Source organism: Pseudomonas sp. SJZ077, from assembly GCF_007993905.1.
Lineage (GTDB): Bacteria > Pseudomonadota > Gammaproteobacteria > Pseudomonadales > Pseudomonadaceae > Aquipseudomonas > Aquipseudomonas mandelii.
Map to the genome: position 1 here is coordinate 61185 of NZ_VIUJ01000031.1, position 7666 is coordinate 68850.

Here is a 7666-nt window from a genome sequence, read left to right on the forward strand (position 1 = left end):
GTTCTGCGAAAGCAGTCAAGCCTTGACCCAGCGTTGACGGCTCCAGCTGCTCAATGAATCGACGGCGATCACCAGTAGCAACATGGCCAGGATTACCGTGCTGGCTTGAGCTTCCTGGAACAGGCTGAGGCTGACATACAGCATTTGCCCCAAACCACCGGCGCCGACGAATCCGAGCACACTGGCCATGCGAATGTTGTTTTCCCAGCGGTACAGGATGTAGGCCAGCAGCTGCGGCAACAGGTTGGGCAGTGTGCCGTAACAGAACGCCGAGATGGCATTGCCGCCCTGCAGGCGGATGGCGTCGGCCGGTTCGGGCGGGGTGTTTTCCAGTGCTTCGGCAAACAGCCGGCCGAGTACGCCGGTGGTGTGCAAGGCCAAGGCGAGGGTGCCTGCATTGGGGCCGAGTCCAGCGGCCAGCACCATCAGCGCCGCCCATACCAGTTCCGGGACCGCGCGCAAGGCATTGAGGACCAGGCGCGATGCACTCTGCAACGGCCAGCCGAAACGCCCGGCCGCGGGCAATGCCAACAGTAGCCCGAAGACCGCCGCGAGCAGGGTGCCCAGGGCGGACATGGCAATGGTTTCCAGCGCGCCGTGACCGATGGCTTGCAGATGACCCGCGCTCAGGTCCGGGCTGAGGAAACGCTGCACATAGGCAGCCATCTGCTTCAGGTTGCCGGCGCTGCCGAGTTCGCCGAGGTCGATGCCCAGGTAGATGAACGAGGCGACTGCCGCGGCGCCAATGCTCAGGAGCAGCACCAGATTGATCAGGCGATTCATGTCAGCCTCCAGCGCAGCAGGCGGCTGAGTTGATCGGCGAGCAGCACCAGGACGAGGAACGTCAGTAACAAACTGGCCACTTCACCTCCGGCGAACATGCGTAACGACAGATCCATTTGCTGACCCAGACCGCCGGCACCGACAAAGCCCATCACCACCGAGGCGCGGATCGCGCACTCCCAGCGGTACACCGTGTACGACAGCAGCTCCGCCGCGACATTGGGCAAAATCCCGTAGCAAAACGCTGCCAGTCGACCGCTGCCTGAACGCAGTAATGCATGGGCTGGTCGCTGGTCGACCGACTCGAAAATTTCTGCGTAGACCTTGCCCAACATGCCGCTGTAGGTAATCGCAATAGCCAATACCCCGGCGGTCGGTCCGAGGCCGACGGCGCGCACGAACAGCAGGGCCCAGACGATTTCCGGCACGCTGCGCAGGAAGATCAACAAACCGCGTACCGGCCAACGCAGCAGTTGGCCGCCGAAGCTTGGGTGACCGGCACGGGATGCGGCCGACAGCGACAGGGCGCGACTGGCCAGCAGGCTGGCAGGGACGGCCAACAGCAACGCCAGGGCCATGCCGGCCGTGGCGATGGCCAGGGTCTGCAGAGTGGCTTGCAACAGCAGTTCGATGAACTCGGCGTTATGGGCCGGAGGCCAGAAGGCGGAAACAAACCGGCCCATCTCGCTCTGACTGTCACTCGCCACTAAAACGCCGAGGTCCAATTCGCTGAAGTGGATGCCCGGCCACAACAGGGCGATCGCCAGCAGGGTGAGGAGCAAACGGGGCAGGGCGGCGGGATCGCGCGAGGCAGACGTCAGCATCGGGGAATCTGCACACTCAAGGACACTGGAGGCACCGGTGAGGTGTGCAACTGCTCATTGGCGTAGAGCGTGTCGAGCAGCTCGCGGTCGACGTCGCCGGCCGCAAGGTCGAACAGGATCTGCCCGTCACGCAGGCCGATGATCCGCGAAAAGTGCGCCAGGGCCAGCTCCACCGCATGCAGGCTGGCGATCAGGGTGACGTTGTTCTCCCGGGCGTGGCGGCAGAGCACCGAAAGCGTGTGTTCGGCCAGCACCGGGTCCATTGCCGAAACCGGCTCATCGGCCAGCAGCACCTCGGGCGCTTGATACAACACGCGGGCAATGCCCACGCGCTGTAGCTGGCCGCCGGACAGTTGCTGGCAGTGTGCGAACAGTTTATCGCCCAGGTCCAGCCTGGCCAGCGCCGCGCGGGCGCCCGGAATATCCAGAGGATGCATCAGGTTCAGCAGGCTCTTGCCCAGGCCCCACTGACCCAACTTTCCGGCCAGCACCGCGGTGACCACACGCTGGCGCGGTGGCAGGGGCGGCGATTGATGGATCAGACCGATGCGTGCGCGCAAACGCTGGCGCTGCCGAGCAGACAGCTGCCACGCTCGCTCGCCGAGCACCTGCAACTCGCCGTTGTCCGGTCGCAACGCGGTGGCCAGCAAGTTGAGCAGGCTCGACTTGCCAGCGCCGGACGGGCCGATGACGGCAACCTGCTCGCCTGCACCGATGTGCAGGTTCACCTCTCGCAATGCCTTGACGCCGTTGGCATGGGTCAGGCTGGCCTGGGTCAGACGCAAGGTCATTTCAGCAGGTCGGCAGCGCGTGCGGCTTCCTCGATGCCTTTGTAATTGTCAGGGCTGGTCTCGATGAACCGGCTGGCTGCCTGCAAATCGAGAATTTCCTTGTCCTTCGGGTTAGCCGGATCGAGTGCGAGGAAGGCCGCCTTGATCTTCGCCGCCAGCGCCGGGTCGAGGGTCCCGCGCACTGTCCAGTTGTAGTCGAAGTAGGCCGGGGTGGTCGCAAACACTTTGACTTTGGCGGTGTCGACCTTGCCGGCAGCGACCAGTTTTTCCCACACGCTGGCGTTCAGCACCCCGGCGTCCACCTTGCCGGCCTGGACCCAGGCGACGGTGGCGTCATGGGCGCCCGAGTAACCGACGCGGCTGAAGTAGGTTTCTGGCTTGATGCCATCCTTGAGCATGAAATAGCGCGGCATGAGACTGCCCGACGTGGAGGACACCGAGCCGAACGCGAAGGTCTTGCCTTTCAGGTCGGCGAGGGATTTGACGTTCGGGTCGGCGGTGATGAATTTGCTGGTGAACTGGGCATCCTGTTCGCGCTGCACCAGCGGAATGGCATCACCGGTTTTCAGGCGTGCCTGCACAAACGTGAAGCCGCCCAGCCAGGCCAGGTCGATGCGGTCGGTGGCCAGCGCTTCGACCACGGCCGGATAGTCGCTCACCGGCACGAACTCAACCTTCATGCCCAGCTTTTGCTCCAGATAAACGCCCAGCGGCTTGAACTTGCGCAGCAGTTCAGTAGGGGCTTCATCGGGAATCGCGCTGACTTTCAAGGTGTCGGCGGCCTGCGCCAACAGGCTGCCAAATGTCAGAGTAAGGCCGACGGCCAATGCCAGGGTACGCTTGAGCATGGAAGCTCTCCGGTGAATGAACTGAAAAATGATCGATGCGCCTGACACAAGCTGAACTTGCTTGGCGCTTTGTGAGGGTAGACGAAGCGCGGGCATATTAACCGGTTTTGACCTAGTCAATATGTGTCGTGATGGACTGCACAACCATTGCTCGAACTGAACCTTGACTACGCCGTTGGCATTTAACCGGCATTTTAATCGCTCTCATTGTTTTCTGACGCAAACAGGCCTGCGTGTACGCTTTTGGGCGAGCGCTACGCGTCCCTGTTTTTTGAGTGCTTTAAACATGTTTGGGCGCGCGCGTTTAAAGACACTCGGCGTTACGTCCTAACGGCTACAACGCCTTGCGTCGTTGCCTACGCGTGCGCCAGAATCCGCCGGCTTGTGCGGCTTTGGGGTGGGCTATATCGTTTCCTGGTCACTGAAAAACAGTGATCGGGTTTGGTAGCCCGCTTGTGACAGTCGCATGGCGACACCTTAGGCAGTCCCTTCTTTCGGACTCTGCTTTTATGGTGGGCATGCGTGGGGCTCCTTTGTGAGCGCCGGGTTTCCTGTCGCAACCGGTCTACCAACCCACGTATGGCCGCCACCCTCGTTTGGTAGCGAGAGTGATGGCTCCTTATATTTGTGACGGGAGCTTCATCTATGATCAAACCAACACCCAACCCACCGGACACCAATCCGGCATCCCCCTACGAATCCCTCGATTCCAGAAAACTCCACGAAGCCGCCGAACGCGCCCTCGACCATTACCTCAATCCGGGCGCCCACATCATGGCCAGCAACCACGAACCCGAACCCATGTTCCTCGCCAACCCGGCATACGACACCGAGTCCCTGCTGGCCAACGCCAGCGAATCACTGGGCTCGGCCACTACTATGCTCAGCAATTTTGCGGCGTTATTGGATAACTCACATCGCAAGACGCTGTTGGGGATTACCCAAGTGGTGATGTTGGGGGAGTTGGCGGTGAATCAGGCGTTGGATAAGGTTGAGGTGAAAGAGTAAGAGTGCACCCTCTGTGACGGTGGGTTAACCCGTCGTCACAGAGGGGAGGTGACTGCATCAGAATCAAAGGTCCGAACCGGAGGGTATTCGGTTATGAAAGATTTACACGAATTGCCCAGCCTATTGCTCAGGTATGTTCGTCCCTCTTCCTTCCCGTTCGAAGAACCGTTGCACTGGCGGGATGAGCGGGGCCGCATCGCCCCCTGACGCGAGGCCCCTGCAAAAAGTAATGACGAATTTGCCTCGACACATCCTGCGCTTTGGGTCGACTGCGACTTTTCGTGACTGACTGCAGTCGGCCAGAAGCAGTCACTCGAACGAGGTTTTTACCTGATCGGTAGGAGGCATTAAAGACAGCTATGACACTTTCCAAAGGCGACTTCATAAAACTAACCCACGTCGATTCTACGAAGGCTGTGTATGTTGATTGGATAAATGCTCGTGATGCGGCGCCTGGGGATATCGCAGTCGTCAAAGAAACTTTTAGTACGGAGTCCGGACTCATCATCCGTCTACTGTGCGAGCCCCGGTCGGGCTTTCAAGAATGGTGCACCACATTTTATGAAGCCGATTTGACCTACGAACTGTTGCTCGTAAAACCAATTCACGATGACTAAGCTTGAAAGTCCGCTTCGGGTTATGGATTCCTGCCTCTCGCGAAAGGCAGGATTCGGCCAACAGCGGACGCTCGCGGCTTAGCTCAGATCTTACGTATACAGTAATATCCGTCTGCACCGCCCAAGCTATGGAGTCGGGCTATTAGCCATGAAGGTATCAAGTGAATCTACAACTTGAAATTGAGAGGATCTTTGGGGGTAAAGCATTTGCCAGGCCGCTTTTCTATTCCTATCCAGGAGGTCTGCGTTTTGAGCTCTCTGAAACTGGCGGAGTGATTGAGCAATTTCTAACAGCACTACGAAAATCAACAAAGATCTGCAGCGATATCTTCCTTGATGACGCGACGCTTGTTGCTTGTCTGCGCATTCATTCTGGCAGCAACCGATTTGCTCATCGGCCCCTGATTCACGCTCTTCGATCTGCCGGCATTAACATACCCACGGAATTCTCAGTCTGGAGTGAGGAGATAGATCCGGAGGAATGGTTTTGCGAAAGGCATCCGGAGTATTGGATCAACATCGCATTTGAAGCGCCTGCGACTCTGCTTCAAGCATTTCTTTGGTGTGCTTTGGCTAGGGACTTTGCCGCAATTCAACCTAAACCCAACTGCGTTTTATACCTCTTCAATTTGAAGAAGCACGTCATGGTTTTTCCCTACGACGATAGAGGTATGGATGTGGTCGGCCCCAACAAAGATCTGCTTTCACAGCTGTATCGTCTGCATCATACATACCTGCTGGATTACGACCGACACACGATGGACACCACATTTGCAGCGCCTGCGCGCTAGCCTCATTGCTTACATTGGAGCTGAAACCGTGCCCACAGCCCACATGGCCACCGTCTCCTTTGGGTCGATCGGCACTTCATGTCAGGCAGGAAGCAGCCCTTCGAGGCTAACCGCATTTGGCTCTTCATCCACCACTAATATGGAGGAGCTATCCTTGGAAAACCGTTCAGGGTGACTCTCCGTATGCTCCAGATTTATTAGCCTGCTGTTCTTCCTGTTTTCACCGTCGCGTGAAAAACTGCGCGCTCTTTGCCGCTCACTTTTTGTCTGTTTTGATGGAACTGCCGATGGACATCATGGATACCAAGCAAGAAAACACCCTCGAAAAATCACTCAGGCTGGCGGCGGATGAACCGGCCCATCGACCTGACTTTTTCAAGACTCTGTTGAATTCCACTATCTACGTCCTTGGCACTGCCGGCACTGGCGAAGGTCAAGTCAACCTCGAGGCTGGTAGCAACATCAGCATCGCGCATTGGCAAAAGCCTGACGGCTCCGCTGTCATCCCGTTTTTTTCTTCGTTGCAAACACTACAAAGATCCATAGATAGCGAAGAGTCCTACGTAGAGATCCCGGCCAGATCGCTGTTTGAAATCACACTGGGCACCCCTCTTTTCCTCAATCCAAAGTCTCCTTACGGGAAAGAATTTTTCCCGGAGGAAGTGCGCCATCTGCTCTCCGGCGAGATCGGCCAAAAGCCGGTGCAGCGCACGGTCGAAAAAGACACCAAAGTGCTGCTCGGACAGCCGTCGCAATATCCGTCGAAGATGGTCAACTCGCTCACACAATTACTCGCCAAACATCGCAACGTAAAGCGTGCATTTCTGGCGTTGATGCATGACGCATCGTCTGATCAAAAGCCTCATCTGATCATTGGTATTGAAGCGGACGGGGATATTGAACTGGTCATGCGCGAAGCCGGTAACGTTGCCGGGGATACCGCTCCGGATGGCGAACCCGTTGACCTCTATCGCATTCACGAAGGGGAATCAGGCCTTAGCGATTACTTCCTCAAGCAAACCGCACCCTTCTATGAACGGAAGTCGGCAGGCTGGCTGCGTTCATTGTTCGGCTTTGGCAAAGCGTGACAAAGATCAACGTCGTGCTAACCGCCGAGCAGGCCTGCGAAATCGTGCTTGGCCTGTTTGACGGCGTCATCAGAGATAGCAAACCTGAGCGTTTTGTCATTCAGTCATGTGAGCTTTCCGCCAACGGCCATTACTGGCCGATTTCTGCCTGTTACGACTGACCGCTTCGGGTCGATTTCCGCCCTTCACGACAGGCAAAAAACGGCCAATAGCAGCCCGTCACAACCGACGGAGAACAGCCAAAACGAATACTCATAACCATTCGTCATTCTCTACGCAGACGCGTAAGTGAATGGCTCCAGCAAAATTTGAGGTTCGACCCACAACCTTAAACCGTATGGAATTACCGAATACCCATCGTATCGCCCAGTGAAAGTATTCGAAGCTGCAAACTCCAGGAACTTACCTCGCTTGTCATCAACAACGCGGATACCAGGGCATCCAAGCATTGTGTATTTGATAATGGGGTTTGGTAGTGAAGCCTCACTCACCTGAATTTCCACATCAGAATCATATTGCCAAATTGTCAATTTCAGTCTGACAGTACCTTGCTCGATAACGTAACGGTGTGATGTTCCGGACTCACCGACGGAGGGGAAGACGCCGAGTACGGCGATTAGATCAAAAGGATCCCATGTTAAAAGGGGCATAAAGCATCCTTTGCTGACATCACGATGAATTTGATCCCATTCTAATCATCAGCCATCTGTAACGCAGTTTTTCTCCAAGACTTCTTGGAAATAGGCAGCGCAATTTTTCGCAATCCATCACATCACCAAACGAACATTTACGATCTGGAGGACTCTCCGGTTTTTCCCTCCGTCCGTATATGGACTCCTCCTCGTTGCAAGCCTCCTTTGCTTTGGCGCCCGTGCCGACTGCACACGTATATTCGGCCTCTTACTGCGGCATCGTT

At 56.8% G+C, this 7666-nt stretch carries 8 protein-coding genes; 4 read left to right on the top strand and 4 right to left on the bottom strand.

Annotated features, from left to right (window positions below):
• Window positions 1-15: 15 nt before the first annotated feature.
• Genes phnE through FBY01_RS29915 form a run of 4 tightly spaced genes read right to left on the bottom strand, consistent with a single transcriptional unit; the run spans window position 16 to window position 3246 of the window.
• Window positions 16-783 (bottom strand): phosphonate ABC transporter, permease protein PhnE, encoded by a 768-nt coding sequence (gene phnE, locus FBY01_RS29900; protein ID WP_145310745.1) that lies wholly within the window; start codon window positions 781-783, stop codon window positions 16-18.
• Entirely contained in the window at window positions 780-1607 is an 828-nt protein-coding gene (locus FBY01_RS29905) for an ABC transporter permease (protein ID WP_145310742.1), read from the bottom strand. The genes phnE and FBY01_RS29905 overlap by 4 nt, the downstream gene beginning before the upstream one ends.
• Entirely contained in the window at window positions 1601-2398 is a 798-nt protein-coding gene (locus tag FBY01_RS29910; RefSeq protein WP_145310740.1) for a phosphonate ABC transporter ATP-binding protein, read from the bottom strand. The genes FBY01_RS29905 and FBY01_RS29910 overlap by 7 nt, the downstream gene beginning before the upstream one ends.
• Window positions 2395-3246 carry a putative selenate ABC transporter substrate-binding protein gene (locus FBY01_RS29915; protein ID WP_145310738.1) on the bottom strand — a complete coding sequence of 284 codons (852 nt, stop codon included), beginning with the start codon at window positions 3244-3246 and terminating at the stop codon, window positions 2395-2397. Before FBY01_RS29915 ends, FBY01_RS29910 begins: the two co-directional genes overlap by 4 nt.
• A gap of 645 nt (window positions 3247-3891) precedes the next feature.
• Between FBY01_RS29915 and FBY01_RS29925 the strand changes: the two genes are divergently transcribed.
• The 4 genes from FBY01_RS29925 (at window position 3892) to FBY01_RS31635 (ending at window position 6911) form a co-directional block, all read left to right on the top strand.
• Window positions 3892-4254, top strand: a complete 363-nt coding sequence (locus FBY01_RS29925; RefSeq protein ID WP_010459091.1) for a DUF6124 family protein — start codon at window positions 3892-3894, stop codon at window positions 4252-4254.
• Window positions 4255-5032: 778 nt separating this feature from the next.
• On the top strand, window positions 5033-5662 hold the full coding sequence (locus FBY01_RS29935) for a DUF3885 domain-containing protein (protein WP_145310732.1): 630 nt from the start codon (window positions 5033-5035) through the stop codon (window positions 5660-5662).
• A gap of 287 nt (window positions 5663-5949) precedes the next feature.
• Window positions 5950-6750 (top strand): enhanced serine sensitivity protein SseB, encoded by an 801-nt coding sequence (sseB, locus tag FBY01_RS29940; protein WP_145310730.1) that lies wholly within the window; start codon window positions 5950-5952, stop codon window positions 6748-6750.
• Window positions 6747-6911 carry a hypothetical protein gene (locus FBY01_RS31635; protein ID WP_178113323.1) on the top strand — a complete coding sequence of 55 codons (165 nt, stop codon included), beginning with the start codon at window positions 6747-6749 and terminating at the stop codon, window positions 6909-6911. The genes sseB and FBY01_RS31635 overlap by 4 nt, the downstream gene beginning before the upstream one ends.
• The last annotated feature ends 755 nt before the right edge of the window (window positions 6912-7666 follow it).

Excerpts from the sequence above, each read along its gene's own strand:
- FBY01_RS29905 (WP_145310742.1), bottom strand. The coding sequence starts at position 1,607 with ATGCTGACGTCTGCCTCGCGCGATCCCGCCGCCCTGCCCCGTTTGCTC.
- FBY01_RS29925 (WP_010459091.1), top strand. The coding sequence starts at position 3,892 with ATGATCAAACCAACACCCAACCCACCGGACACCAATCCGGCATCCCCC.
- phnE (WP_145310745.1), bottom strand. The coding sequence starts at position 783 with ATGAATCGCCTGATCAATCTGGTGCTGCTCCTGAGCATTGGCGCCGCG.
- FBY01_RS29910 (WP_145310740.1), bottom strand. The coding sequence starts at position 2,398 with ATGACCTTGCGTCTGACCCAGGCCAGCCTGACCCATGCCAACGGCGTC.
- FBY01_RS29915 (WP_145310738.1), bottom strand. The coding sequence starts at position 3,246 with ATGCTCAAGCGTACCCTGGCATTGGCCGTCGGCCTTACTCTGACATTT.
- sseB (WP_145310730.1), top strand. The coding sequence starts at position 5,950 with ATGGACATCATGGATACCAAGCAAGAAAACACCCTCGAAAAATCACTC.